The organism is Mucilaginibacter sp. OK268, assembly GCF_900103125.1.
In the GTDB taxonomy this organism is placed as follows: domain Bacteria; phylum Bacteroidota; class Bacteroidia; order Sphingobacteriales; family Sphingobacteriaceae; genus Mucilaginibacter.
In genome coordinates this window covers 1361017-1387600 of sequence record NZ_FNJV01000001.1, presented here as the reverse complement: position 1 = coordinate 1387600, position 26584 = coordinate 1361017, and the positions used below count along the sequence as shown (strand labels likewise).

At 41.2% G+C, this 26584-nt stretch carries 29 protein-coding genes; 18 read left to right on the top strand and 11 right to left on the bottom strand.

Annotated features, from left to right (window positions below; genetic code table 11):
• Nucleotides 1–29 precede the first annotated feature (29 nt).
• The 10 genes from BLR84_RS05680 to BLR84_RS05635 all read left to right on the top strand — a co-directional run bounded on the left by BLR84_RS05680 (nucleotide 30) and on the right by BLR84_RS05635 (nucleotide 7963).
• Nucleotides 30–1031 carry a metallophosphoesterase family protein gene (locus BLR84_RS05680; protein WP_090465530.1) on the top strand — a complete coding sequence of 334 codons (1002 nt, stop codon included), beginning with the start codon at nucleotides 30–32 and terminating at the stop codon, nucleotides 1029–1031.
• Between the two features lie 98 nt (nucleotides 1032–1129).
• A complete protein-coding gene (locus tag BLR84_RS05675; RefSeq protein ID WP_090465526.1) occupies nucleotides 1130–1666 on the top strand; it encodes a YceI family protein in 537 nt (178 codons plus the stop codon).
• A gap of 43 nt (nucleotides 1667–1709) precedes the next feature.
• Complete coding sequence (locus tag BLR84_RS05670) at nucleotides 1710–2126, top strand: c-type cytochrome (protein ID WP_255366864.1); 417 nt, start codon at nucleotides 1710–1712, stop codon at nucleotides 2124–2126.
• A 31-nt stretch (nucleotides 2127–2157) separates the two neighbouring features.
• Complete coding sequence (locus BLR84_RS05665; protein ID WP_090465523.1) at nucleotides 2158–3189, top strand: sensor histidine kinase; 1032 nt, start codon at nucleotides 2158–2160, stop codon at nucleotides 3187–3189.
• Nucleotides 3186–3905 carry a LytR/AlgR family response regulator transcription factor gene (locus tag BLR84_RS05660; protein ID WP_090465520.1) on the top strand — a complete coding sequence of 240 codons (720 nt, stop codon included), beginning with the start codon at nucleotides 3186–3188 and terminating at the stop codon, nucleotides 3903–3905. The genes BLR84_RS05665 and BLR84_RS05660 overlap by 4 nt, the downstream gene beginning before the upstream one ends.
• 122 nt (nucleotides 3906–4027) lie before the next feature.
• Nucleotides 4028–4936 (top strand): hypothetical protein, encoded by a 909-nt coding sequence (locus BLR84_RS05655; RefSeq protein WP_090465517.1) that lies wholly within the window; start codon nucleotides 4028–4030, stop codon nucleotides 4934–4936.
• A gap of 3 nt (nucleotides 4937–4939) precedes the next feature.
• Nucleotides 4940–5464, top strand: coding sequence for a metalloprotease family protein (locus BLR84_RS05650; RefSeq protein WP_090465513.1), 525 nt, complete (start codon nucleotides 4940–4942; stop codon nucleotides 5462–5464).
• A gap of 205 nt (nucleotides 5465–5669) precedes the next feature.
• On the top strand, nucleotides 5670–6491 hold the full coding sequence (locus BLR84_RS05645; protein WP_090465510.1) for an SDR family NAD(P)-dependent oxidoreductase: 822 nt from the start codon (nucleotides 5670–5672) through the stop codon (nucleotides 6489–6491).
• 59 nt (nucleotides 6492–6550) lie between these two features.
• Complete coding sequence (locus tag BLR84_RS05640; RefSeq protein WP_090465506.1) at nucleotides 6551–7447, top strand: helix-turn-helix domain-containing protein; 897 nt, start codon at nucleotides 6551–6553, stop codon at nucleotides 7445–7447.
• 300 nt (nucleotides 7448–7747) lie between these two features.
• A complete protein-coding gene (locus tag BLR84_RS05635; RefSeq protein ID WP_090465504.1) occupies nucleotides 7748–7963 on the top strand; it encodes a hypothetical protein in 216 nt (71 codons plus the stop codon).
• A 57-nt stretch (nucleotides 7964–8020) separates the two neighbouring features.
• Here BLR84_RS05635 and BLR84_RS05630 read toward each other — a convergent pair whose 3' ends face one another.
• Nucleotides 8021–8572 (bottom strand): hypothetical protein, encoded by a 552-nt coding sequence (locus tag BLR84_RS05630; RefSeq protein ID WP_090465501.1) that lies wholly within the window; start codon nucleotides 8570–8572, stop codon nucleotides 8021–8023.
• 72 nt (nucleotides 8573–8644) lie between these two features.
• Between BLR84_RS05630 and ung the strand changes: the two genes are divergently transcribed.
• The gene (gene ung, locus BLR84_RS05625) at nucleotides 8645–9322 is read left to right on the top strand and encodes a uracil-DNA glycosylase (RefSeq protein ID WP_090465498.1); all 678 of its coding nucleotides are present in this window, start codon (nucleotides 8645–8647) and stop codon (nucleotides 9320–9322) included.
• 109 nt (nucleotides 9323–9431) lie between these two features.
• Here the strand turns inward: ung and BLR84_RS05620 are convergent, their stop codons facing one another.
• A complete protein-coding gene (locus BLR84_RS05620; RefSeq protein ID WP_090465496.1) occupies nucleotides 9432–9902 on the bottom strand; it encodes an Lrp/AsnC family transcriptional regulator in 471 nt (156 codons plus the stop codon).
• 141 nt (nucleotides 9903–10043) lie between these two features.
• Between BLR84_RS05620 and BLR84_RS05615 the strand changes: the two genes are divergently transcribed.
• The 3 genes from BLR84_RS05615 to smpB all read left to right on the top strand — a co-directional run bounded on the left by BLR84_RS05615 (nucleotide 10044) and on the right by smpB (nucleotide 13200).
• The gene (locus BLR84_RS05615; protein ID WP_090465493.1) at nucleotides 10044–10697 is read left to right on the top strand and encodes a metal-dependent transcriptional regulator; all 654 of its coding nucleotides are present in this window, start codon (nucleotides 10044–10046) and stop codon (nucleotides 10695–10697) included.
• Nucleotides 10694–12577, top strand: coding sequence for an Nramp family divalent metal transporter (locus BLR84_RS05610; RefSeq protein WP_090465490.1), 1884 nt, complete (start codon nucleotides 10694–10696; stop codon nucleotides 12575–12577). The genes BLR84_RS05615 and BLR84_RS05610 overlap by 4 nt, the downstream gene beginning before the upstream one ends.
• A 167-nt stretch (nucleotides 12578–12744) precedes the next feature.
• On the top strand, nucleotides 12745–13200 hold the full coding sequence (gene smpB / locus BLR84_RS05605; protein WP_090465488.1) for an SsrA-binding protein SmpB: 456 nt from the start codon (nucleotides 12745–12747) through the stop codon (nucleotides 13198–13200).
• 171 nt (nucleotides 13201–13371) lie between these two features.
• On the opposite strand, the gene BLR84_RS05600 is transcribed toward smpB, so the two are convergent.
• The 3 genes from BLR84_RS05600 to BLR84_RS05590 all read right to left on the bottom strand — a co-directional run bounded on the left by BLR84_RS05600 (nucleotide 13372) and on the right by BLR84_RS05590 (nucleotide 17262).
• Nucleotides 13372–14031, bottom strand: a complete 660-nt coding sequence (locus tag BLR84_RS05600) for a protein-L-isoaspartate(D-aspartate) O-methyltransferase (RefSeq protein WP_090465485.1) — start codon at nucleotides 14029–14031, stop codon at nucleotides 13372–13374.
• A gap of 283 nt (nucleotides 14032–14314) precedes the next feature.
• A complete protein-coding gene (gene priA / locus BLR84_RS05595; protein WP_090465482.1) occupies nucleotides 14315–16801 on the bottom strand; it encodes a replication restart helicase PriA in 2487 nt (828 codons plus the stop codon).
• A 74-nt stretch (nucleotides 16802–16875) separates the two neighbouring features.
• Nucleotides 16876–17262 carry a DUF423 domain-containing protein gene (locus BLR84_RS05590; RefSeq protein WP_090465480.1) on the bottom strand — a complete coding sequence of 129 codons (387 nt, stop codon included), beginning with the start codon at nucleotides 17260–17262 and terminating at the stop codon, nucleotides 16876–16878.
• Nucleotides 17263–17347: 85 nt separating this feature from the next.
• Here BLR84_RS05590 and BLR84_RS05585 point away from each other — a divergent pair, with 85 nt between their 5' ends.
• A complete protein-coding gene (locus BLR84_RS05585) occupies nucleotides 17348–18943 on the top strand; it encodes a hypothetical protein (protein ID WP_090465477.1) in 1596 nt (531 codons plus the stop codon).
• Nucleotides 18944–19080: 137 nt separating this feature from the next.
• A complete protein-coding gene (locus tag BLR84_RS05580) occupies nucleotides 19081–20553 on the top strand; it encodes a DUF5723 family protein (RefSeq protein ID WP_090465474.1) in 1473 nt (490 codons plus the stop codon).
• A gap of 43 nt (nucleotides 20554–20596) precedes the next feature.
• Here the strand turns inward: BLR84_RS05580 and tsaB are convergent, their stop codons facing one another.
• The 4 genes from tsaB to rpmH form a co-directional block, all read right to left on the bottom strand.
• Nucleotides 20597–21289: a tRNA (adenosine(37)-N6)-threonylcarbamoyltransferase complex dimerization subunit type 1 TsaB gene (tsaB, locus tag BLR84_RS05575; RefSeq protein WP_090465471.1), complete on the bottom strand. Its 693-nt coding sequence runs from the start codon at nucleotides 21287–21289 to the stop codon at nucleotides 20597–20599.
• Between the two features lie 84 nt (nucleotides 21290–21373).
• The gene (gene yidD / locus BLR84_RS05570; RefSeq protein WP_090465468.1) at nucleotides 21374–21616 is read right to left on the bottom strand and encodes a membrane protein insertion efficiency factor YidD; all 243 of its coding nucleotides are present in this window, start codon (nucleotides 21614–21616) and stop codon (nucleotides 21374–21376) included.
• Nucleotide 21617: 1 nt separating this feature from the next.
• Complete coding sequence (gene rnpA, locus BLR84_RS05565) at nucleotides 21618–22022, bottom strand: ribonuclease P protein component (RefSeq protein WP_090465465.1); 405 nt, start codon at nucleotides 22020–22022, stop codon at nucleotides 21618–21620.
• A gap of 76 nt (nucleotides 22023–22098) precedes the next feature.
• Nucleotides 22099–22257: a 50S ribosomal protein L34 gene (gene rpmH / locus BLR84_RS05560; protein ID WP_076375290.1), complete on the bottom strand. Its 159-nt coding sequence runs from the start codon at nucleotides 22255–22257 to the stop codon at nucleotides 22099–22101.
• Between the two features lie 138 nt (nucleotides 22258–22395).
• Here rpmH and BLR84_RS05555 point away from each other — a divergent pair, with 138 nt between their 5' ends.
• Nucleotides 22396–23274, top strand: coding sequence for a ChaN family lipoprotein (locus BLR84_RS05555; protein WP_090465462.1), 879 nt, complete (start codon nucleotides 22396–22398; stop codon nucleotides 23272–23274).
• A gap of 86 nt (nucleotides 23275–23360) precedes the next feature.
• On the opposite strand, the gene mscL is transcribed toward BLR84_RS05555, so the two are convergent.
• Nucleotides 23361–23771, bottom strand: a complete 411-nt coding sequence (gene mscL / locus BLR84_RS05550; RefSeq protein WP_090465460.1) for a large-conductance mechanosensitive channel protein MscL — start codon at nucleotides 23769–23771, stop codon at nucleotides 23361–23363.
• Nucleotides 23772–23962: 191 nt separating this feature from the next.
• On the opposite strand from mscL, the gene rpoN reads away from it, so the two are divergent.
• On the top strand, nucleotides 23963–25438 hold the full coding sequence (gene rpoN / locus BLR84_RS05545; RefSeq protein WP_090465457.1) for an RNA polymerase factor sigma-54: 1476 nt from the start codon (nucleotides 23963–23965) through the stop codon (nucleotides 25436–25438).
• Nucleotides 25439–25459: 21 nt separating this feature from the next.
• Here the strand turns inward: rpoN and BLR84_RS05540 are convergent, their stop codons facing one another.
• Nucleotides 25460–26476 (bottom strand): PorP/SprF family type IX secretion system membrane protein, encoded by a 1017-nt coding sequence (locus tag BLR84_RS05540; RefSeq protein WP_090465454.1) that lies wholly within the window; start codon nucleotides 26474–26476, stop codon nucleotides 25460–25462.
• Nucleotides 26477–26584: the final 108 nt, after the last annotated feature.

The window sequence follows — 26584 nt, the reverse complement described above, 5'->3', positions numbered from 1 at the left end:
TGTATTCCAATAATTATTAAATAAGAATTATGAAAAACCACTTTCACGCAGAGGACAGCCAAGCCCTTGACGCTAATAACGATGGTATAGATCGCCGGGGCTTCCTGGAATGTATGGCCTGGGCAGGCACTGGTGTACTTTGGATGATGTCCGGAGGCATTTTAAAATCATACGGCATGAGTCAGATGATCGATAAAGCAACCGGCAACCTTAAAAAAGGACTCATTGTGCCAAAATCTGATTTCAGCTTCGTTCAGATCAGCGACAGTCATATCGGTTTTAATAAGGCCGCTAATCCTGATGTTATAGCAACCTTACAAGCTACCATAGCCAAAATTAATGCAATGCCAAATGCGCCATCCTTTGTATTGCACACCGGCGACTTATCGCACCTGGCGCAAGCGGATGAATTCGACGCGTTGGAGCAATCGTTAAAAAGTGTAAAGACCGAAAAAATATTTTATGTACCCGGCGAGCATGACGTAACAGATAATGGGAAGCTTTACCTGGAGCGTTATGGTAAAGGAACTAAAGGTGATGGATGGTATAGTTTTGACTCCAACGGGGTACATTTTGTTGGGTTGGTAAATGTGACCAACCATGTGGAGGGGGGGCTGGGCTATTTAGGTCCGGATCAGATCAAATGGCTTGAGGGCGATTTAAAAGGGCTTTCATCAAGCACGCCTGTTGTGGTGTTTGCGCATATCCCTATGTGGGCTATCTATCCGCAATGGGGATGGGGTACCGAGGATAGTGCCCAGGCCTTAAGCCTGTTAAAGCGCTTTGGTTCGGTATCAGTATTAAACGGTCATATTCACCAAACTATTCAGAAGATTGAAGGGAATATCACATTCCATACAGCAAATTCAACCGCTTTTCCGCAACCGGCTCCGGGCGCGGCACCTTCGCCGGGCCCAATGAAAGTTCCAGCCGAAAAACTCCGTACACTGCTCGGCCTCACCAGTGTAAACTATCAGGAACATGATCATACACTCGCTATCACTGATACCCCATTAATAAAAGCTGAATAAAGATTCTGTTGAACCTGGTTAGTTCAACGGGTTAATAATAAAGTGGGGCTGCCATAAACCGGTAGCTCCACATTTTTATCAATTGCAAAAAATAAAACATGAAAGTATTACCATTATTAATGCTCCTGATACTAACGGGCACCATAGCCCTGGCACAGTATAAACCTGTTGATACAAGATCAACCGTAGAATTTACTATCCGTAATTTCGGGTTCGATGTAAAAGGGTCTTTCAAGGGCATCCAGGGGCTGATCAACTTTGATCCGCAAACTCCCGGCAACAGCAGTGTGGACATTACCATCGATGCCAACACTATCAATACGGATAATACCCTGAGAGATAAACACCTGAAAGATGAAGGATATTTTAACGTCAGGGATTACCCCAATATTCATTTTTTATCAGCTAAAGTTACGGCAGATGGGAAGGGCGGTCATTATTTGGTTACAGGGAAGCTTACTATTAAAGGAAAATCAAAAGATATATCGATCCCCTTTAGTGCCGAACAACATCAGGAGGAATTTCTTTTCAAAGGTTCATTTAAAATCAACAGAAAAGATTTTGGGATTGGGGGAACCAGCACCATCGCAAATGAACTGGAAGTGCAGCTCAATATTTACGCTGTTAAAGCTTGAGGCCTTCTCCTACAACAGTTGATTACATTTAATATAAATTACCTTGAAGATAAATAAAAAGTTAGCTGTTATTGCAGGCATTGCAGTTACAGTAACCGTTTGTGTTGCGGCCACATCCTCAAAACCTGCTGATGTACATTATGAGAACTTAAAAGTGCTGTCCCAAAATATCACTTCAAAGGATCTGCAAAGCATCATGGTTGATGATTTTCAGGATGGCTTAGGCGTTACCTGTAATTTTTGCCATGCCACCGCAAAAGACGGCCACGGTCTTGATTTTGCCAGTGATGCCAAGCCCGAAAAAGAGATTTCCAGGGCCATGATGCGCATGACCATCGGGATCAATAAAAAATATTTTAAGCTCAAACATCCGCTGATAGGCAGCGATGCCCTTACTGTAACCTGTAATACCTGTCATAAAGGCCAGGCATTTCCAGACGGAAGTGAAGAACAGAAATAGTTGTGTATTTTTATAGTAAAGCAAATCCGTTTTGAAAAAGTATCTGATCATATACCACTTTTTGTTTTGGCTCCTGGCTTATATCTTTTGGATATTTGTTTTCAGAAACAGCACGCTGGTACTTACTCATGCTATAACCATCCAGTTTTGTTATTTGATATTTATAGCTGCCAATTACTATTTCAATACGTTATATGCTATTCCTTACCTGTTGAATAAAAAGTACTACGTAAAATTCGGAATTATATTTACCCTGGCCATTACGGTAACGGCTTTAATAAGGATCCCCGTATCTATGCTGGTTACCATATATGTGTTTAAAATTACCAACACCCATTTCGATTACCTAAGCATTTTTTATAATTCGTTCATTAACATCCTGTTTTGGGTAGTGTTGATCCTCGCCGGTAAAATGATCGCCGAAAAGATTCGCTCTGAAATTTATATTGAGAAAATTGAAAAAGAAAAAGCGACTACAGAACTAAACTTTTTGAGGGCGCAGTTTAATCCTCATTTTTTATTTAACTCTATTAATTCCATCTACGGCCACATTGATAAATCCAATAAGCCGGCGCGAGAAATGTTGCTTAAGTTTTCCGAGATGCTTCGCTATCAACTGTATGAATGCAATGTAGAAAAAACAGACCTGGACAGGGAGCTTAATTATATTAAGAATTATATCGATCTGCAAAAAAGCAGGATTGATGAACGGATCAGGGTGTCATTCCGCGAGGATAACATCAATGGGAATTTAAAAATAGCGCCATTGTTATTGATCACATTTATAGAGAATGCCTTCAAATATGTGAGTATTCATGAGGGAATGGATAACTATATTGATATTTATTTAAAGAGCACAGAAGGGTATCTCTTTTTCAAAATAGAAAACACAAAAGACACTGCTATCATGCAAGCTAATATTATTCAAGCCGAAAAATCTTCCGGTTTAGGTATAGCCAATGCTAAAAGACGACTGGAGCTTTTATACTCCAATAAATATGACTTAAAGATCAATGAGTATGAAGAAAGCTATGAAGTGATCTTAACCTTATTTGACATATGAAATTAAAATGCCTGATCATTGATGACGAACCAATTGCCCGTAAACTGATACAGGAGTATATGGAAGAAATTGATTTTTTAGAATTAGCAGGGCTTGCAGAAAACCCCTTAAAAGCAACTACGCTGATCAATAACATGGATGTGGATTTGATTTTCCTGGATATCAACATGCCCAAAATGAACGGTATGGAATTTTTAAGGTCGGTATCTAATTTGCCCATGGTGATCATGACCACAGCCTACGGTCAATATGCATTGGACGGTTTTGAGTTAGCGGTTGTTGATTACCTGGTAAAGCCATTTTCATTAGAACGCTTTTTAAAAGCCTGCCTAAAAGCTTTTGAACTTAAATCATTAAAAGAGAGCAAGTCGGTTGCGCAAAAAACTGATGCAGGCCATTTTTATGTAAAGTGCGATGGAAAAATTGAAAAGATAGTTTACGATGAATTGGTATATGTAGAAGCAATGGCTAACTATGTGATACTTCATACGATGAATGACAAACTGGTGGTTTACCTCACTATCAAAGGAATATTGGGAAAACTTCCCGCTGAACAATTTCTGCAGGTACATAAAAGTTATATCGTAAATACTCAAAAGATAAATACAATTGAAGGTAACATGCTGCACCTGGGTAACACCAAGATCACAATGGGGCTAAACTATGCGAATAGCGTAATGGAACGTATTCTTAAACACCGGTTTATCAAAAGATAATGCCATTTTATCCGATAAAAATTTCCTTTTACGGTATTCATGAATTAGTTTTTTAAATTATATTTACCCTTGTATAACAAATGCAATAAGCGTAATACAAACGGCCTTATCACTTATATCACATGTCACCATTAAAATGCGCCGGTGTAGATACCGGTAACCATTCCCGGAAGGATCAGGTTCAAGCCCGTAAACAGTATATCATATCCTGCTCCGAAAACATTAACGACGAAAAGGAACAACCGGTTGAGGGCCCCGAAGTCACGCCTTCCGGATCGGTATGTGCTTTTTGCCAGCAGGATTTTGGCGATGTAACACTAAATAAATTATCCGTTTATCCTATCTGTGATAATTGTAAACTCAACCTTGATAAAAGTATTTTCCCTTCGTGGGTAAAACTGTTTTTTGCCGGGGTTTTAGTACTGGTTGTATTTTCCATTTTCTGGAACTGGCGGTTTTATTCAGCTTACCGTAATATTAAACATGCTAATGAGGCTTTCGGCAAACAAAGCTTCTCCGGAGCAGCAAACTTTATGAGCGAGGCATCCGCACAGGTGCCGGAAATAAGCGATCTGGCCGAAATGGCAGCCTACTTTAAGGCCGTTGATCTGCTGTCGAAAGATAAGTCGGCAGCGGCATTAGTACAACTCGAAAAATGCAAAGACCTTTCGCCTAATTTTCATGTGAAAGAATATATACTGCAGGCACAAATAGGGTCGGGCTTCGACAATAAAGACTATAAGCTGTTTTTAGCCGCTTCAAAAAGTTTTTTACAGTTAGATACCACCCAATCACAATCGTGGGCCGGAGTATCATCTGCTTATGCTTGTTTGTATGCGCAAAACAATGTGGATTCGCTCAAACAGCTCTCCCTTAAATACTTCAATAAAGCAAAAACGCTTGACGATACCAGCGTCGTAGCAAAAGAATATTACGGTCTGATCCAGTACCGGCTTGATTCACGGCAGATCATCACCAGAGATCAGTTTCATAAAAAATTCCCTAATGGTTACACCTCATCTAATCGGTAAAATATGTTTATTCCCGGCATCCTGATCTCGATCTTCACCTTTCCAGGTGTTATTGTACATGAATTTGCACATTTATTTTTCTGCAAGCTGCGTAAGGTAGCGGTTTTCAAGGTATGTTACTTTCGCTTTGCTAACCCGGTGGGTTATGTGATACACGAAAACACCACAAACTTTTACACCACCTTTTTAATAAGTATGGGCCCGTTTTTTGTAAATACTTTACTGTGCCTGCTTATTTGCTTACCAGCTTATATACCTATCAACTTTTTTAATGTAAGCCATCCCCTATCCTATTTTTTGATGTGGCTCGGTGTATCCATCGGCATGCACGCAATTCCATCTAACCAGGATGCCAGAAACTTATATGAACAAGCCAAAGAAAAGATCAAAGAGAAAAACATCCTTGCCCTTATCTCCTTTCCCATTATCGGGCTTATATATGTATTTAACATATTGCGCTTTCTTTGGGCCGATCTGGCTTATGGGGTAGCTATAGGCGTAGGTTTGCCGGCTTTGCTTTTTAAATAAAACAAGCAAGAAATCGTATACTCATCAATGTAATGATACCGCAGACACTCGGTTGACGCAGGGTGGCTGTTTACTGGATCAATCTCCATTGATATGATATAAAGCCCCAGAATCCCATACTGGAAAAATATGTATCCGATATTCAGCGATATGTATAACTCACCGATACCTGCCACCGGTAATTTTGTGGCATAAAATAATGCATATGGAATCTAAAGTAATCTTAATAACAGGCGCATCCCGGGGATTGGGTAAAATATGGGCGGAAGCATTTTTAAAACGTGGTGATAAGGTAATCGCCACCGCACGAAACCTTAACTCGTTAAAAGACCTTGTAAGCATTTATGGGGAAGCGGTGTTGCCCGTCAAATTGAATGTAAACGACCGGGAACAATGCTTTGCAGCCGTTAAACAAGCTCATGAACATTTTGGAGGTATAGATGTGCTGATCAACAACGCAGGTTATGGTTTGTTTGGTGCCATTGAAGAGGCGACTGAACAGGAAGCCAGGGATCAGTTCGAAACCAATGTATTCGGCTTGCTATGGATGACGCAGGCGATTATCCCAATTATGCGGGAGCAAGGTTATGGGCATATCGTACAGGTTTCAAGTTTGGCAGGTCACACTGCTGCACCTATTATAAGTATCTACATCGCCTCTAAATGGGCAGTTGAAGGATTAAGCGAGAGTCTTGCTGCAGAGGTAAAAGGATTCGGTATCAAGGTAAGCCTTGTTGAACCCAATGCCTTTGGCACAGACTGGAGTGGCGATTCGGCCGTTAAAACTCAATCTCTTGCCGTATATAACGGCCTTAAGGAAACATTCAATGGCTATTTTACCCCGGAAATGGTTGGCTACCCCGAAGCAACAGTACCGGCTATTTTAAAATTGGTGGATAGCGATCAGCCGCCATTGCGTTTATTTTTAGGAAAAGTCGCCTTACCCAGAGTACAACAGGTTTATGCAGACCGGCTGGCAGTTTGGGAATCATGGAAAGAAGTTTCCGCAGCAGCACATGGTCATTAATCAGTTAAATTAAAAAACGATACAGTATCCTATCAGCCGGATGCTGTATCTTTATTCAGATGAAGCATTTTAAAAGTTTAAGCGAACTGCATAAAGCCAGAGGGTGGCCGATGTCGGAAAGCCCCTTACTTAGCCTGATTACATGTGTAGATACATGCCCAACTACCTGCGGTATCCCTAACAATGAATATACAACCGACTTTTATACCATCGCGTTTAAGAAAGTCATATCCGGCAGTCTTTATTACGGCCGTACCAAATACGATCACAATGGAGGTTCCATGATCTATATTAAACCAGGTCAGATTGTTGAACTTAAAAACATTAAACTGGAAGGTAGTGGGTTTACGATTATGTTTCACCGTGATTTCCTGAATGGAGAATCGTTGCATCAGACCATCAAAAAATATAGTTTTTTTGATTACGAAACCAATGAGGCCCTTCACATTTCACCCCGCGAGGAAGAAATTATGTGGGAACTATTCCGGAAGATCGAGACAGAATATAATAACAATCAGGATGAGTACAGTAAGGAGATTATTTTGGGACATATTGAAGCTATCCTCAAATATTCTCAGCGGTTTTATAAACGTCAGTTCCTGAACAGAAACGAACTGACAGGTAAGGTAATTTCCCAATTTAACAAAGCCATCCGGCAGTATTTTGAGGGTGGTGCATTGCAGACGGATGGTTTGCCGACCGTTACGACCATTGCAGCACAACTCAAAATGTCGCCCCATTATCTTAGTGATCTGTTAAGGCAGGAAACAGGAAGGTCAGCAATCGACCATATCCACAGCTACCTGATCACAGAAGCAAAAAACCTATTGATTGGTGCCGACCTTACGGTGGCGCAGATCGCATATCAGCTTGGATTTGAAAATCCTCCTTATTTTTCCAGGCTTTTCAGAAAAGAAACAGGTCTCAGCCCTGTGGCTTATCGTAACCAGCATTAATAAAAAGTGCGGTACGGTAATAACACCAACTACGGTTAAGATATCAAGGTATAAGCCACAGGAGATGCTGATAAGTGTCCATATATAAAAAATAAAAACGAAAACTCTCCGGTTTGTATTTCTTTTTATGCTATTTTTACCGTAGTTAACACCTTAACAGGGCCATTGTCAGGGCTATTTTGATACCCAACTCTGTATCAGCAATTTAATAACAATTTATTAATAAAAGCTTAAAGCAAACGGTACTTTGTGTTTAATTATGTTGATTATACTTGCAATAAACAACTATCAAAAAAAGTCATGACCAATTCAATTTTGGAGATCACCGAGAACGAATACCTGATCAAACTGAACAGAAGTAACTTCAACTTATCGTTCATCAGGAGTTTATTAAAGATGGTCGAAGTGGCCAATCCGAGCGAAGAAAGCGACTATTCATATAGCGACCGCGTAGTATCGCCTTACCAGAATCACTCTGCTACTGCCGATTATTTCAGCGCTATTGACGAGAAATAAAAAAGGGATGCTTTCGCGTCCCTTTTTTATTTTATTCCTTTTTATTTTCTTTCCAGATCAGAACTGGCGATATCCGCCCCTTACTACCTGTTGCTTATCCATTTGAGCCATTTGTCCTTTCATCATCTTGATCTGCTCGGCCAGTAATTTATTCTTATCATCTTTTGCAGCTTCTGAAAGGTACATTTGCGCCTCGCGTTTGTTACGTCTGGCCATAGAGATACCTGCCAGGCTCAATTTAGCCAAAGCCGTATTGTGAGACATTTTCATGCCCAACTGAAGCGCTTTCTTAAAGTATTTTTCCGATTTCATAGGCGCCTTGCGCGATTCAACCAAACCTATGAGTAAGTTATAATAACCATGCTGGTTTTTATGCAGCTGTTTTTCGTAATCAGTGATCTTCATTAACCAGGCTTCGGCTTTTTCTGAGTTTTCTTTACGCAGATAAAATTGCGATATGATCATATTCTCGTTAAAGAAGAAGCTCAACAGCACAATACCGCCTAAAAACAAAACTAAAATTCCCCAGCCCCAAAATCCAAAGGCACAAAGCGCAACCGCCGCACCGAATAATACACAGGCTATAATTAGCCTTACAATATTTGACATAATTTATGATACTATATATTGAGTACAAATATCCGTTAATTTGTACGCTTAATCAACATTATATCAATATTTATGGCAAATGCATTAGACCCCTCCTGGATGGAAGTTTTGAAGGCTGAATTTGGGAAAGACTACATGATAAAACTCAAGGATTTTTTACAGAAAGAAAAGGCAGCAGGTCAGGTAGTTTACCCCAAAAACAGCGAAATTTTCAATGCGTTTAACACCACTCATTTTGACGATGTAAAAGTGGTGATATTGGGCCAGGATCCGTACCATGGCGCGCACCAGGCCCACGGGCTTTCGTTTTCGGTACAAAAAGGTATCGCCACTCCCCGATCACTCATCAATATTTATAAAGAATTACAAACCGATATCCCCGGATTTAAAATACCCGCACATGGTAACCTCGAAGAATGGGCCAAACAGGGTGTACTATTATTAAACGCTACTTTAACGGTTAGAGCCAGTAACCCGGGTTCGCATCAAAAGCAGGGCTGGGAGGAGTTTACTGATGAGGTGATCAAAACCATATCTGACAAAAAGGAAGGCATTGTATTTATACTCTGGGGAGCATTCGCGCAATCAAAAGCAGCATTGATTGATGAGAAGAAACATTTTATCCTAAAATCGCCCCACCCCTCTCCTTTCTCTGCCGACCGTGGTTTTTTCGGCAGCAAACCATTTTCAAAAACCAACGCTATCTTAGAAAAAGAAGGTAAAAAACCGATAAATTGGCAGATAGGCTAAGGAAAGAGTCAAGAAATTAGAGTCAAGAATCAAGAGCTAAAAAACAAAAGTCAAGAACCTTGACACTTTTATCTTGATTCTTGACTCTAACTTCTTGCTTCTCTTTCAACTAATATTCCAACGGAACAATCGGTTCCTTTTTGCTGGTTGACATGATCATCATGGTTTGGAAAGTTTTTACTACCGTGATGCGGCTTATCTTTTCCATGATCAGTTGTTCGTATGATTTAATGTCGCGCACATAAACTTTCAGTAAAAAATCGCACTGGCCGGTTACGTGGTGACACTCGGTTACCTCTTTAATGTGTTTGATCTCATCCAAAAATGTTTGAATGGTATTTTTCTGATGAAAGTCAAGCGATATCTGTATAAAGGTTTTGATACCCAAGCCTAGTTTTTCCTCATCAACCAAGGCATGATAGCTCTTGATGTACTCGGCATTTTCCAGCTTACGTACGCGTTCTAAGGTTGGTGCTGGTGAAAGCCCTATCTCGTTTGAAAGTTGAAGGTTGGTTATTCTTCCGTTTTCCTGTAATATCTTAAGTATTTGAAGATCGATTTTATCTAATTCCGCAGCCATCAGGTTACAATAATGTACGCAAATATACAGTTTTCCTCTGTTCACAAAATTATATTTCTCTTAAAAGTAATTCAACAAAAATATATTTCCCGCGTTTTTCATAATTTAGATAAGTCTAAATTTTTTATTAGATTTGTATAAATGAATACGTTAGCCGAGGAAAACTATTTAAAATCGATCTATCACCTGTCTATTGATGCCGAAAATGTGAGCACTAATCAAATTGCGGCGTCATTAAACACCAAGGCTTCGTCGGTAACGGATATGCTAAAAAAACTGTCTGATAAAGCCCTGATCAACTATACCCGGTATCAGGGCGTAAGCCTAACCCCATCGGGCGAAAAGATAGCCGTGAATATTATCCGCAAACACCGGCTCTGGGAGTATTTTTTAGTGGAGAAACTCAAGTTTAAATGGGACCAGGTACATGATATGGCCGAAGAGATGGAGCACATATCATCGGCAGAGCTGATTGACCGGCTTGATGAGTTTATGGACTACCCCCAGCATGACCCGCATGGCGAACCTATCCCCGACTGTAATGGCCGGTTTAACGCGTCGGAGCTGACGCCCATATCCGCATTAAGGGTAAACGACAGCGGCACCATATCCGGCGTGCGCGATCACAGCTCATCTTTTTTACAATATCTCGAAAAACAGCAGCTTACGCTCGGGAAAAAAATATCCATCATGGAAATTGTAGAGTTTGACCATTCCATGATCTTACAAATTGAAAACAAAAAAGAAATTCATATCAGCCGCGAAGCGGCCAATAACTTACTGATAGCTTTATGACCGATAACCACAATCAATCATTAGGAGACGTACACAGTTCGGTTACCACCGAAAACAAAACGGGCTGGCGCAAAATAATGGCTTTCCTGGGGCCCGCCTATCTGGTTAGTGTGGGTTATATGGATCCAGGCAACTGGGCAACCGACATTGCCGGCGGCAGTGCGTTTGGCTATAAGCTGATATGGGTATTGTTCGCCTCCAACCTGATAGCACTCCTTTTACAATCATTGAGCGCGCGCCTGGGTATCGTTCGCGGGCTCGATTTGGCGCAGGCATCCAAAAACGCCTATCCCCGCTTTGTAAACTTCTGGCTGTACATACTGGCCCAAATAGCCATTATAGCCTGCGATCTGGCCGAGATCATCGGCATGGCCATCGGTTTAAAACTACTGTTTAATCTACCATTGATATGGGGTGTATCGCTTACCATTACCGATACCATCCTCATGCTTTATCTAATGAACAAGGGCATGCGTAAACTGGAAGGTTTTATTATATCCATGATATTTATTGTAGGGCTATCCTTCCTAATCGAAATGTTTATTGTGAACCCCAGCGTAGTTGAAATTGCCAAAGGTTTTGCCCCGGGTAATTTGAGTGGCGAGTCGCTATACATTGCTATTGGTATTATTGGCGCTACAGTAATGCCGCATAACCTGTACCTGCACTCCTCGCTGGTGCAAACCAGGCAGATCACCCGTACAGATGTGGGCATTAAATCAGCTATTAAATTTAACTTGTTTGATACTGTTATCGCGCTTAACCTGGCCTTTTTGGTGAACGCAGCTATACTGATACTGGCAGCCACCGCGTTTTATAAGAACGGTTATTTTAAAGTTGCCGAGATACAGGATGCTTATAAATTACTGGAACATATTTTCGGCCGGGTTGCCCCTGTGCTTTTTGCCATCGCCTTGATCGCCTCGGGACAAAGTTCAACCATTACAGGCACCCTCGCCGGACAAATTATTATGGAAGGTCACATTAACCTGCGTATTGAACCCTGGTTACGCCGTTTGCTTACCCGCGTGCTGGCTATTGTACCGGCCGTATTCACTATTATTTATTTTGGTGAGGCGGGCTTGGGCAGCCTTATCATATTAAGCCAGGTGGTATTGAGCCTGCAACTGGGCTTCGCGGTTATCCCGCTCATCCACTTTACATCTGATAAGAAACGGATGGGTAAGTTTGCTATCAGCCTTAAAGTAAAAGTACTGGCCTGGATCTGTGCCGTCCTTATCGTTGCTTTGAATGCCAAGCTGGTATACCAACAATTATTTGACTGGATAAAAGAGTACCCATCCTCGGCTATCTGGATCTATGCCCTGGTTTTTCCCATCGTAATTGGTGTAGCGGCACTGCTGATATATGTATTTTTCAGGCCGATGCTATATAAGCATAAAGATCAGCCGGTTTACGCGCCCCATGGTATTGCAAGCGCTATTACTGAACTTGATGCCATTATCTACAAACACATAGCCATTACCATCGATTTTTCAAAAAATGATAATGACTGCTTACGGCATGCCATTATGCAGGGTGGTAAACGAGCCAATTATACCCTGATCCACGTAGTGGAAACTGCCGGTGCACGCTACTATGGTAAACAGGTTATGGATAGCGAAACCCAAAGTGATGCAGACAACCTCAATCAGTATGTAACCGCGTTGGAAAACCTGGGTTATAAGGCAAAAGCTCAAATTGGCTACGGTAACCCGGCAAGTGCTATCGCTAAGATAGTGAATGAAGAAGGTGTTGATTTCATAGTGATGGGCTCGCACGGTCACAAAGCACTTAAAGACCTTATTTTTGGCACAACCGTAAACTCCGTAAGGCACATGGTTAATGTGCCAGTGTTGGTGGTAAAGCCCAGCAGATAACAATCTCTCCTCCTCAAGACTTAGGAAGTTTTAAAACGGTGAAACCCTCAACGAATCCATTAAAAAACCAATAACAATGAGTTAAACTTCGTAAGTCTTGCCTCATTATATTCAGAATTACTAAAGGCAAAATTTTACGTAAATTTGCACCTCACCGAAAGGAAAACATGACTACTCAGGATAAAATATATATAAAAAACAAGAAGGCTTATTTTGAATACCATATACTGGATAAGTATGTAGCCGGCATTCAATTATTAGGCACCGAAATAAAGTCGATACGGGAGGGCAAGGCTAACATCAATGATGCTTTTTGCACTTTTATTAATAACCAACTGTTCGTACGCAACCTGCATATATCAGAATATTCATACGGATCGTTTTACAATCACGAGGCTAAGCGCGATCGTGTGCTGTTACTCACCAAAAAAGAACTCAAAAAACTCCTGACCCGCGGCGAAGAAAAAGGCTTGACCATTGTGCCACTGGCCTTGTTCATTAGCGAGCGAGGTTTTGCCAAACTGGAGATCGGACTGGCCCAGGGTAAAAAGACATTTGACAAACGCGAAACCCTAAAAGAGCGCGACACCAAAGTTGAAATGGACCGGGCGATGAAACGGTAACCCCTCTTTTGAATGTGCGGATTTCAGATGTGCAGATGATTCTTTATAAAATGAAAAGCCCGACTTTAACCAAGTCGGGCTTTTCATTTTATGATTAAAGCACTACATTTATTTTATCTATTTATCATGTGAGATTTCATCTGCACATCTGAAATCCGCACATCTGCACATCTACCAAGCTTTATCCCCTACCAACGGTACAAACCTGAAAGTATCCAGCACTATTTTTTCATAATCATGCTCGGCAACTTTGAGTACGGTTACCATTTTTTGGGTTTCTTCGTCGCCTACCGGGATTACCAGTATGCCACCTATTTTTAGTTGTTTCAGCAGTACATCAGGTACGGTAGGTGCGCCGGCAGTTACAATAATTTTATCGTAGGGCGCGTGTTCGGCCTTGCCTATGGAGCCATCTCCGCAAAAGAAGTGGGGCTTGTAGCCCATTTTTTCGGGCAGGATGAACCGTGTTCGTTCGAACAGCTTTTCTTGGCGCTCAATAGTATAAACTTTAGCACCAAGCTCCATTAATATACAGGTTTGATAACCCGAGCCCGTGCCTATCTCCAGTACTTTATCTCCTTTGCGAATGTGCAACAATTCGGTTTGATAAGCAACGGTATAGGGCTGAGATATAGTTTGTCCCTCACCTATCGGAAAAGCGATATCGCTATAAGCCTGGTTCCAGAAAGTTTCATCAAAAAAGTAGTGGCGCGGTACTTTGCTTATGGCCAGCAACACCTCTTCATCCTGGATACCTTTTTTTCGCAGGATGTCAACCAATCGTTTACGGGCACCTTTTTCGCGGTAATTATCAATATACTTATAAGCCATTTATACGGCAAAGTTAGCAGGAATTTCAGCATTTGGAGGATGCGGATAACGTGGAGATGGGTAATTCATTATGCCTTAACCAATAAAAAAGTTTAGATGATTAATACTATATAAAAACGTACGTCATTGCTGCGATAGCGTGGACAACCGACCGAAGGGAGCTCATTAATACTTTTAAAGAAAATTAACGACATTAATAATCCCTAACTGTACAAGGCGGATCGGCTAATCGGGGATTGCCACGTCGTTCCTCCTCGCAATGACGTGTTGTAGAGTATCCTCCTTAGTACGGATCAACATCGGGCTGAATAATGCTACCCTTGCTTAGTTTGGTAGTTTGAAACTGGCTTATCGCATCCCGTAATATAGCTTTGGCCTTAACAATAGAAATGCCATCCCGCTCAAATTTGAGCATGATTGATTTGATATAATAATTTCGGATACGGCTGATCAATGGTGACTCGGGACCTATTACCCGCTCGCCAAAATGCCTGCGAAGCTCATTACCCAGATAATTGGCCTGATTGTACAATACGTCGGGATCTTTGTGTTTAATATCCAGGTTGATGATGCGATAAAACGGTGGATATTTAAAGCTTTTACGCTCCTCCATTTCTGTAAAATACAGATCGTTATAATCATTCGCGATCACCTGCTTAATAACCCGGTGATTGGGATCGTAGGTTTGTATCACCACTTTTCCCCGTTTGCCCCTTCGCCCGGCCCGTCCACTCACCTGTGCCAGCATCTGGAAACTGCGTTCGTTGGCCCGGTAATCCGGAAATTTAAGCATACTATCGGCATTAATGATCCCTATGAGGGTTACATCGGCAAAATCAAGCCCTTTGGCTACCATTTGGGTACCTACCAGTATATCTATCTTTTTTTCTTCCAGGTTGTTCAATATGGTTTGCAGCGAGTTGCGGGCACGGGTAGTATCCAAATCCATCCGGGCAATACGCGCTTCGGGTAGCAAGAGGCTTAATTCATCTTCTATCTTCTCGGTACCAAAACCTTTGTATTCCAGATGTGTTGAGCCACAAGCCGGACAAACAGATGGCGAATCCTCTTTATAACCGCAGTAATGGCAATGCAATTTGCCACTGCTTTTATGATAGGTAAGGCTCACATCGCAATTAATACATTTTGGCGTATAAGCACATATTTTACACATGAGCACCGGCGCATAACCACGCCGGTTCTGAAACAGGATAACCTGCTCCTTATTGATCAAGGCCTGGTTGATCCCTTCCATCAACACACTGGTAAAATGCGATTGGATAGTTTTTTGCTTGGTTTCGTGACTAATACTCACTACCTGCACATCGGGCAGTTGTACACCGCCGTAACGTTCGGTGAGCTCGGCAAAACCATATTTATGGGTACGGGCATTAAAATAACTTTCGAATGATGGTGTAGCGGAACCCAGCAATACCTTCCCCCGGTGCGTATTGGCCAGAAAAATGGCTGCATCACGGGCGTTATACCGCGGAGCCGGATCAAACTGTTTGTAGGAGGTTTCGTGCTCTTCGTCAACCACAATAAGACCAAGGTCATTAAAAGGCAAAAAAACCGACGACCGTGCGCCCAATATCACCTTGTAATCATTGTTCAGCACTTTTTGCCAAACCTCCACCCTTTCATTGTCGTTAAACCGGGAGTGATAAACGCCAATGTCGGCGCCAAAATATAGGCGCAGCCGTTCAATAATATGGGTGGTGAGCGCAATTTCGGGCAGCAGGTAAAGTACCTGCCGCTCGTTACGTATCATTTCTTCTATCAGCCTGATATATAGTTGTGTTTTGCCCGATGAGGTAACCCCATGCAATAGTACTACATCTTTCTCCTGGAATTGCGTACGCACACTTTGCAGCACTTCGGTTTGCTGTTCGCTTAACTCAAAATTGCTGTTCAGTTCTTCTTCCTCAAAATGCAGGCGGCTCACATTTTTTTCTTCAGCTATCAGGATCTCTTTTTCTATAAGCGATTTAATGCTCGATTCGCCGGCACCGCTTTCTTCAATCAACTCATTCTTGGTGATGGCTTTTTGATGCCTTGCCAATTTAATATAGGCTAGCAGTGCGTCGGCTTGTTTGGGGGCACGTTTCTCCAGTATCGGAAAAAGCTCACGCAAATTATCCGGGTGATTATAAACCGGGTTCAGTGTAATAAAAGTACGCTTACGAGGTTTGTAACGTTCGCTTACCTCTTCAGATATATGGATGATGTTTTTCTCGAACATCAGTTTCAGAATAGGCATTACCGTTTTTTGCCCAAGTAATTTGGCAATATCGCTTACGGTAAGTTCTGGTTGGATATCCAGGGCCTCTACGATCAGAAACTCTTTATCGTGAAGGGTTGATCGGTCAATATCATACTCTTTATTGAGTACAATGCGGGTTTCGCTGGCCAGTTTCAGGGCGGCGGGTAATGCCGCGTTCATCACCTCACCAATATTGCACATATAATAATCAGCCAGCCATTGCCAGAAATTCAACTGATGAGGGGTTACTACAGGCTGATCGTCCAGGATCTCAATAATATATTTCGCCTCGTATTTTTCAGGTGCAAGGGTGCTTATCTCTTTAACAATAGCGGTATAGAGCTTGCTTTTACCAAACTGCACTACTACCCTTTTGCCTATAGCGATGGCGTCATTTTGCTCGTACGGAACCCGGTAGGTATAATTTTTTGAAATTGCCAGCGGTAAAATCACTTCGGCAAAAAGCGTTTTACGATCGGTATGTTCAATTTCAGCAAATTCTAACATGGAAGGGGGAATTCTAAACTCTAAATATTAAACTCTAAATCCAAAATCGAACATCCGACGTCCGAAATCAAAAATCACTTATTGCGAAAAGCGGCAATGGCCAACATCAGCCAGCCTAAAATAAACAGCAAGCCGCCCAGCGGTGTAATTGGGCCAAGCGCAATCAGCCAGTTCCAGCCCAACAGGCTACGACACGACAACAGGTACAATGAACCAGAAAAAAACAGGATCCCAAAGCTAAAAAAATAATAGGCCCAGGTTATCTGGCTATTTTTAAACCAGGCAAAGGTCGACAGGAAAAGCAGTGCGAATACATGGTAAAAATTGTATTGTACGGCGGTGTGCCATACCTCCAAATCAGCAGCAGATAAACGACCTTTTAATCCGTGTGCCCCAAAAGCCCCGGTAATAACGGCCAGCATGCCAAAAACCGAAGCCGTGATAATTATTTGTTTGTTCATGCAGATATAAAAAGCTAAGTTAACCAATTGAAAGTATTACTTTAATGGCGCAGGGTAAAATTCTATCTTTGTAAAGCAATCCGCTATGAAACGTCTGATAGTTATCACTTTAATTTTACTTGCCGCTACAATAGCCATAACGGTTGTTTACTTTAAAAACTTAAGTCCGCCGGGCGTGCGTACCGGCCAGGTAATGCATACTATACCTGATAATGCTACAGCGGTATTTGAATTTAACAGCGAAAAAGGGTTTTACGACATTTTTAAGGGCAACCAGTTACTAAGTGCCGTTATCGGTAAAGACAAACTGGCCGATTTGGATACACTGCGTAAGCTATTAATCACATCACCACAGTTGGAGCGTTTTTTTGACGGGCAAAACGTATTTATCTCGGTACACCCCTCAAACGGTAACGATATCAACCTGCTCATCACCATACCCACCACCAACGATTTTAAAACAGATGCTTTTACCGCCTTAAATACACAACCCAATAGCGGCTTATCGGTAACCCCGGTACGCAATACGGTTGGAATAATTTATGATGTATTGGTTAAGGCCATCAATAAACACTTTTACATCACCCAAAAAGAGAATAATATTTTTGCCGGCAGCTTTTCAAAAGAATTGATAGACCAAAGCATTTTATATAAGGACGATAAAAACAAGAACGTTTTTATTCCGCTGCCCGAACAGCAAAACGCCAATTCCCTGGCCAACCTTTATATTAACTACAGTCAGCTCACCCCTCTCTTTGACCAGATATTTAAAAACAAGAACACCGATATTTTTAAGAGCTTTAAGCTATTACCCGCTTTAGCGGCCCTAACTTTAAACTTTAAAAACGACGCTTTGATGTTCAGTGGCTTTACCACCCTACAGCACAATCACACAGCCAGTTATTTAAATTTATTTGCCGATCAGCAGCCTGTGGTGAATCACCTAAAAGAAATTTTTCCGGCCACGACAGCTTATACTATCAACTTCGCGGTATCTGATCCTTTAAGATTTTCTGCGGGGCTTTCACAGTGGCATATTAAAGCGGGCATCAGCAAGGAGAAAGACCAGCTTTTTAGTAAGATAAAGGCAGAAACAGGTGTGCTTTTGAAGCCAGAGTTTGAGCACTTACTGGGTAACGAATTTGCCGTAGTTACTACACGTTACCAGGAAAAATACGCCATAGTTTCTGTTAAGGATGGTTCAAAATTAAGACCCATCATGATGAACATCAGCGCCATGACCAATGATAATATAGGGCAGTTTAATTATGATAAAGTACCATTTTATTTGTTAGGCGATGCTTTTAGTGTTTTCCGGAAGCCGTACTTTATGATCATAGATAATTACCTGGTGCTGGCTGCAACCCCCTCCGAGCTTACAAGTTATTCAGATACCTACTATAACCGTAAGTTTATTAGTAAAACCGATCAATACAACCAGTTTGACAATCTGCTGGCCGAAAGAAGCAACGTTGCTTTTTTTATCAACTTTAAAAACTCACAATCTATATTCAAAAGAGATCTGAAAGATGCCTTTTATGATGCTTTTGAAAGTTCCAATCCCAGCTGGAAAAGCTTTTACGCGGCTGCCTATCAGTTTAGCGCCTCTGATAAAAACTTCTACACCAACCTATGTATGCGCCTGAATAATACAGACAGCACCGCTACTTCAGTTAAATAAAAAAACATACAACCATACGCTATCAATTCCCGTTAAAAGGGGCTATTGTATCTGCAATATTTCCCTATAGTTTATGGGAATATTTCTTACTGGTTCAAAATAAACCATTACTAAACAGAAAGTTGGCAAATTGTTGTATGAATAAAAATAGGCTATTAATTGTTTTTGGTATATTATTTTTCTCTTTATCCGTTTCTGCACAGCAATTTTCGCAATACAATACAGGCACTTTATATGATTCTTTCGAAAATCCTTCGCAACGATCATTCATCCCCGATTCCAGCAGGCAGTATGCCTTTAACTTTTTTATCCCAAGTTTCAATGTGAATGCCTATTTAACCGGTAATGCACAACGTACTATTAAAACTAAGATATTTGGCAACGATTCAAAATACGATACCGATAATTTACAAATAGGACAGGGTAAATACAATCATTTTAATGCCAACGTTAATGCCTATGCTATTATGTTCAAACTGTTTACAAGTTTTAACGGCGATGTGGAGATAGGTTTTTCGGCGCAAACCAAAGCTGAAGCCAGGGGACTTTTCTCAGACGAATCATTTGCCTTGTTAAACGGTACACGGAACTTCCCAAACGATAATTATACCAACATATTTAATGACAATTACCGATACCAGGCTTATCATCAGATAGGATTTTCGTATCGCGAACGTATCAATAAAAAGATAGCCCTGGGCTTTAAAATAAGTGCGCTGCTGGGTATCGAATATCAGCAATTTAACATCACCCAATCGCAAATTGCTTTTGACCGGACAGATCCAAATAACCCAAGTGCGGTACTGGCCTTAGCCGGTCGCTATTATGCCAACTATATCCCAGGCCAACGTGATTCCCGCGATTACCTGCCCAATCTGCGCAACCCAGGTGCCGCTGTTAGTTTAGGGGCCTCATACATTACGGATGACCACATAACTATACAGGGTAACATCAAAGATCTTGGCTTTATTCATTGGAGCAACCGGTCAACAACTTATGATTTCAATAATAGCGGCGTGATCAAAAACTTAGGATCTGAGCACTTTGCAGATACACTTTACAACCGGGTGCATAAAATAATGCAGGACGATAATAATAAAACGGTTAAACCACTCACCACTGCCATAAATGGCCTTGCCGAACTGAGTGCGACCAAAAGTTACTGGATAGGTTATAGTAATACATGGAAATATTCCCCCACCCTTATAGCCTCAAAAGCGCTGTTTTACCCGGATTTTAAAGGTGCCCTGGTTAACCATTTTAATTACCGTGGCATTTTTACAGCTAGCCTTACTACAAGCTATGACGACATGCACTTTTTTAATATTGGCACACAACTCATGATCAAATCGCCCAATACGGAGTTTTATATTGGTACCGAAAGACTTACCAATACAGGCAAGTTAGCATTAGCGGCTGTAAATAACAATACACAAATAAATCATGTGGGTAATTACTCGGGAGGCGACTTTTATTTAGGATTTACCCTGAAATTTGGGCGTGTGATTGAACACCCGATGAATGCCAGCATTATCCCGATGGGTGAAAAAGGTTTTTTTGGTCGCCTGTTTGGTCGTTTATTTAAAACCAGCACCAATAAAGGCATCTAGATATTAGCATCAGGAATCAAGACAATCGCTTTGTTGTATTTATTTATAAAGCTTTCTTTCCGGCTATAAAATCCTTGAGATAATAAGGTTCAAAATAGGCCACATCCTCAAATTCTTTTTTATCAAACTTTTCGGCTGCCTTCTGGGTCAGGAAGGTTGCTGAGTTAACAAAGCCCGGTAAAAACTTGGCATTAGGATTAGCACCTAATGTGGTTTCGCACTTATCAGCACCATCACCAAAAAACAAGATCTGATGTTTGTTGAGTTCTTCAGCAAAACTATGCTCATCTATAATATCCGCGGAGGTGACTCTTACTTTTTGGCCATTAGTATCAAACAGGGCACAATAAACTTCCATGCGCCGGGCGTCTATCATGGGGCATAAAAGTGTATCTGGGGTAACTGTAAAGCTTTCACCATAAATAACACCATAAGCCATAGCCTCCAGTGTTTCAATGGCGATGAGCGGCTTATCAAGAGCAAAACACAGCCCTTTAGCTGTTGAAACCCCGATACGCAAACCGGTATAGGAGCCCGGGCCACTACTCACAGCAATAGCATCAAGATTATTATAAGTTAAATTTGCTGAGGTCACCAGTTCATCAATAAACAAAGTGATCACCTCTGCATGTATGTTACGTTCGTTTATCTGCTTAAACGCTACAACTTTACCATCAATAGCCAGGGCTATTGAACAGGAAGTGGTGGCGGTTTCAATTTGTAAAATAACACTCATCTTTTTAGTCTGAATCAGAATTTTCAGGATTTAAGAATTTTCAGAATTTGATTAAATTGCTTGTCACTTTTTCGAACTCACTACTCACGGTACCGGATCATGGCCGTGCCCGCCCCAGGGGTGACAGCTGGCAATGCGTTTCAAAGTTAACCATCCCCCCTTAAAGGCTCCGTGTTTTTTAATGGCTTCCACACCATACTGGGAACAGGTTGGTGTATACCGGCATGAAGCGCCTGTGAGCGGAGAAATAAAATATTGATATATCTTAATCAGCAGTATAAAAATGCTGCCGACAATTGTCTTCAATATATTGATCACCGCGTTCATATCATTTCACCGGGATATTGTTTGCAGCCGTTAATTGCTCACCAAGCTGGCCCAACATCTTCAACATCTTTTTTTCGATAACACAGTAAGGGACAATTTCTTTTCCGATATACCCTATCGACAGCACAATTGTTTTATCGGCTGCCGTGAGTAAATTATACAGGCATTGCTGCTTGTGCAACCTGTACGACTCGCGCATGCATCTTTTTATTAAATTACGGTCAACAGCATGCTTATAACGCCTTTTGGAAACCGAAAATAAAACCTGGGCCGGGAATATCTGTGGTTCGGAATGAAATAACCACGAAGCTTTGAAGGGATAACACAAAAAAGAAGAACCGTTATGAAAAAGCTTATCAATAAGCCTTTTATTACATAATCGTTCTTCTTTTTTAAAAGTATACATAGTTGCCATTATTTGAACCGGAGACATTAAGCATATAAACGGTCCATGTCCCTATGAAAGGACCAAGCAACCAGGATTATGCTTTATGACGACCCTCGTCAGAAACTGATAATCTTTTTCTGCCTTTAGCTCTTCTGGCTGCTAATATTCTTCTACCGTTAGCAGTTGACATGCGCTCACGGAAACCGTGTTTGTTTCTTCTTTTTCTTTGAGAAGGCTGGAAAGTTCTTTTCATGGCTATATTTTTATTCTATTCGATCTTTTTAAAAACAAGAGCGCAAATGTAGTAATTTTTCAAAACATTTCAAATACTATTTTTCTTATTTGTTGCTCTATGTTTCTTACTGTAAATTAAGCACTTTAAAACCGCAATATGAAATCATTACTTATCCTGCTCCTAATAGGTTTACCATCAGTTGTTTTGGGTCAGGATATATCGCCTTCTCATTACAAAATATACAGCACTACGGAACAAAAACTGGTAACAATTACCGATATTATTCAGCAAACCAGTAAAATTGATGTACTATTTTTCGGCGAGGAACATAACGATTCAACCGCCCATTCCCTCGAATATGCCTTATTTAAGGGACTAACAGAAAAATATCCAAACCAGGCAGCGCTTTCCATGGAGATGTTTCAAACCGACTGTCAATTGGTGTTAAACGAATATCTTAACGATCTTATCCGCGAAAAAAACCTGTTAACTGATGCCCGTGCCTGGCCAAATTATAAAGACTATCGGCCACTGGTTGAGCTGGCTAAACTCCAACATTTACCGGTTGTGGCCGCCAATGCGCCCTCACGTTATACCAATATGGTTACGCGCAATGGTCTTGGTGGCCTGCAACAACTGAGCACCCAAGCCAAAAGCTATCTGGCACCCCTCCCTATTGATACCGCTACCGGGGCTTATTACGATAAGTTTGTAAAGATTATGGGTGGACATGAGGCGATGGCAGGCATGCAGATCTATCAATCACAAAACTTGTGGGATGCTACGATGGCCTGGTCGATAGCGCAATTTTTAAAGGCGCATCCTAAATTTAAAGTATTACAGCTTAATGGCGGTTTTCACAGCGAAGAAAAACTGGGTGCAGTTGCCCAGCTCAAAAAGTATGCACCAAAAGCAAGGGTATTAACCATAGCATCGTATGCCGATGAAAGTTTTGACAACCCCGATTGGACAAAATTCAAAACCCTGGCAGATTATATTATTCTAACAGATCCAAAGTTGACGGGCAAGGAATAAAGATTAAAGGCAAAAGGATCAAAGACTAAGGATATCCCCCGTCAATGATCCTTTATCTTTGATCCAAAAATCTTTGTTCAAATTTGTTATGCTTTTTTAGCTAACAAATCACGTATCTCGGTAAGTAAAGTTTCTTCTTTTGTTGGTGCAGGATCTGCAACCGGAGCAGCTTCTTCTGGTTTTTTAAGCGAGTTGATAGCTTTTACTACCATAAAAATACAAAAAGCAACAATCAGGAACTCGATCACCGTGTTGATGAAGCTACCATAATTAATAGATACATCGGCTATTTTTTTAGCCGGGTCACCCGCCTTAAGAAGTATCTTTAAGTTTTTAAAATCAATACCACCGGTTAAATAGCCAATTGGCGGCATAATTACATCATTTACCAATGAGGTAACTATTTTACCAAAAGCTGCACCGATGATAACGCCCACTGCAAGGTCAACAACATTGCCGCGCATAGCGAACTCCTTAAACTCTTTGATTATTGCCATAATGATAGATTTTAGTTAATAATTTAGTTCAGGTAACGGAATAAATTGGTTTTAGTTTTAACTAAAGTAGCGAATAAATTTTAATGGTGTTCAAACAAATTATATTTTTTAATATTTAATACCAGCGTCCATCCACCATAAGATATTTTAAAGTTAATGGTAATTGATGTATTTTTGGGCTCATCTTAATTATGCTTAAACAGAATCTTCAACAAAAACTCTTACAAAAGCTTTCGCCGCAGCAAATACAATTTATAAAATTGCTGCAGGTTCCTACAGTATCATTGGATACCAGAATAAAAGAAGAACTGGAAGAGAATCCCGCGCTTGAAGATCTGAGCTTAACCAATTTAAACGAACCCGAAGAACAATACCCTGACCGCGATCCAGACGAAGACACTTATAATGGCGACGAGGAAAAGGGTGAAATGGATGAGTTTAATATTGATGATTACCTGCAGGACGATAACGTGAACGACTACGGATCACGTTATGACCAAAATGGCGATGATGAAGATGAACGTAAAGAGATCCCGATAGCCGTACAAAATTCATTTTTTGAAAGCTTACAATTACAGCTTGACCTGTTACCCCTGAGCGATAAAGACTTTAAGATCGGCCAGCAAATTATAGGCAGTCTGGATGATGACGGCTATTTGCGCCGCCCTATCATGTCGCTTACTGACGACCTGGCATTTTCACAAAATGTAATGGCCGAGGATGAAGAGGTAGAGGATATGCTGAGGGTGATACAAGGATTTGACCCGGCTGGTGTTGGGGCACGAAGCCTGCAGGAATGCCTGCTGATACAACTGCGTAAAAAAGACCCCAACGATCCGATCATCGGGAAAGCTGTTGTTGTTGTTGAACAATACCTTGACGAATTTACCCGTAAACATTACGATAAGCTCGAAAAATCATTGAACATGAACTCCGATGAGTTACGAGGTGTGGTGAATGAGATACTAAAACTTAATCCCAAACCAGGCGATTCCAACGAAATCAACACCAAGCAAATGCAGGTGATACCCGATTTTCATATCACCAACAATGATGGCGTGCTGATACTTACACTTAACTCCAAAAATGCGCCAGAACTAAGGGTAAGTCGCTCCTACCAGGAAATGTTTCAGCATTATGATAAAGCGGCACAAAAAGATAAAAAACTCAAAGAAGCGGTACAGTTTGTAAAACAAAAGCTTGATTCGGCCAAATGGTTCATTGATGCCATCAAACAGCGTCAGCAAACTTTGCTGAAGACCATGAATGCCATCATGCAGTATCAATATGAGTTCTTTTTAACTGGCGACGACAAGAATCTTAAACCGATGATCCTGAAGGATATTGCAGACAGGATAAACATGGATATTTCAACAGTGTCACGCGTAGCTAACTCCAAATACGTACAAACAGAATTTGGCACCTTCCTGCTCAAATCATTCTTCTCCGAAGCTATCCAGACCGAAAGTGGTGAAGAAGTATCTAACAAGGAAGTAAAAAAGATCCTGGAAGAGCACATCGGCAAGGAAGACAAACGCCATCCTTTAGCCGATGAAAAACTAACCGATATCCTCAAAGATGCCGGCTACAATATTGCCCGCCGAACCGTTGCCAAATACCGCGAACAAATGAACATCCCGGTTGCAAGGCTAAGAAGGGAACTGTAGCCTCCCAAGCCGCGGAGAGGGCTAAAACGTATGTTGAGCACTACTTACCTTATAACGGTTATTAAGTAATATACTGATCACAATTTCATGTGTACCATTACTTACAGTATTCAACGCGGATGTAGTGACGTCATAAGAATAGCCAATATTGACAAATGAGCTCAGATTAAGCCCTACTAATCCGGCGTAGGAGTCATTATGACGGTATGAGCCACCTATCCAAAGTTTATCGGCAAAGGATAATTTCATGTTGATATCATACGTTGTGGGTAGCGGCTGAATATACTTCAACATGACCGAGGGTATAAGCGTAACATCCTCAGATAAAAAAACTTTAAACCCTCCTGTTAAAAAATAATGAGGTACAGTTTTGTTCTGATAAAGATTTGCCTTGCTGGTTATATACACATTCTGAGGCAATATCTGCTGCGCCGAAACACCTATAAAATAATCAGAAGCATAAGCCCAAATACCTATCCCAAGATCGGGTTTCCATTGGTTATTATCTAAAGTGTTTAATATAGGATCAGAAGCGTCGGCCGTGCTTACCTGCGACAGGTTTAGTACATTATGGCTAAAGCCCGCTGATACCCCAACCGCGAGATTTAACCGACTGGTAAGCCCCAGGTGATAGGCATAAGTTGCATCGATATTTGTTTGTGTAAAAGGACCGGTCTTGTCTGATACCACCGTTAATCCAACACCGTGATGGGGTTCAGCCGCCTGGTACTGCTGCGTATATAATCTGCTGGCCGGATTAAGCCCCCCACTGGCCGGGAAAGCCGTAGCATCGCCTTGTATAAAGTTTTTACCAATGGGCATATTTACCGACAGATAGGCTGTTATCGGCGCACCCTCCAGGCCTGTCCACTGGCTGCGATAGCCGGTTTTTACGTCGGTATAGTTTTCAATACCCGATAATGCCGGATTTAAAAGGTAACTATTAAAAATATACTGTGTGTACTGTGGCCGTTGTTGCGCTATAACACACTGAATAAAAAGAACAAAATTAAAGGCTATGAATAAGATCCTTTTCATTGGTTAACGTTTACAACCCGCCTAATTCAACCTTATTTCAAGGCAAAATAACCCCAAATACGGGCAATAAACTAATATAATCTTTATAAGTAATATTGTCCAGAAGGC